The sequence below is a fragment of the Bacillus sp. LR--39 genome (genome assembly GCF_053613335.1).
This window is the reverse complement of sequence record NZ_JBSIOT010001098.1, coordinates 1-632: the sequence shown is the minus strand read 5'-3', so window position 1 is coordinate 632 and position 632 is coordinate 1. Positions and strand designations below refer to the sequence as shown.

General features: G+C 47.6%; 1 pseudogene. It reads left to right on the top strand.

The features are described 5' to 3' along the window. A pseudogene (glyA, locus tag ACWHAR_RS28685) lies at nt 1-632 on the top strand (serine hydroxymethyltransferase); the annotation flags it as partial.

Here is a 632-nt window from a genome sequence, read left to right as displayed (position 1 = left end):
CACAAGGATCTGTTTTGACAAATAAGTACGCAGAAGGATATCCGAGCAAACGCTACTACGGCGGATGCGAGCACGTCGATGTCGTTGAAGATATCGCCCGTGACCGCGCGAAGGAAATCTTTGGAGCGGAGCATGTAAACGTTCAGCCTCATTCAGGCGCACAAGCAAACATGGCAGTGTACTTCACGATTTTGGAGCAAGGCGATACTGTACTTGGGATGAACCTCTCCCACGGCGGCCATTTAACACACGGAAGCCCAGTCAACTTCAGCGGTGTTCAATATAACTTTGTTGAGTACGGCGTAGATAAAGAAACTCAATATATTGATTACGATGACGTGCGTGAAAAAGCCCTCGCTCATAAACCGAAGCTTATCGTAGCAGGAGCAAGTGCGTATCCTCGTACAATCGACTTTAAGAAATTCCGTGAAATTGCTGATGAAGTCGGCGCTTACTTCATGGTGGATATGGCACATATCGCAGGACTTGTTGCGGCAGGCCTTCATCCAAACCCGGTTCCTTACGCTGATTTCGTTACAACAACAACACATAAAACACTTCGCGGTCCTCGCGGCGGTATGATCCTTTGCCGTGAAGAGTTTGGCAAGAAAATTGATAAATCGATCTTCCCT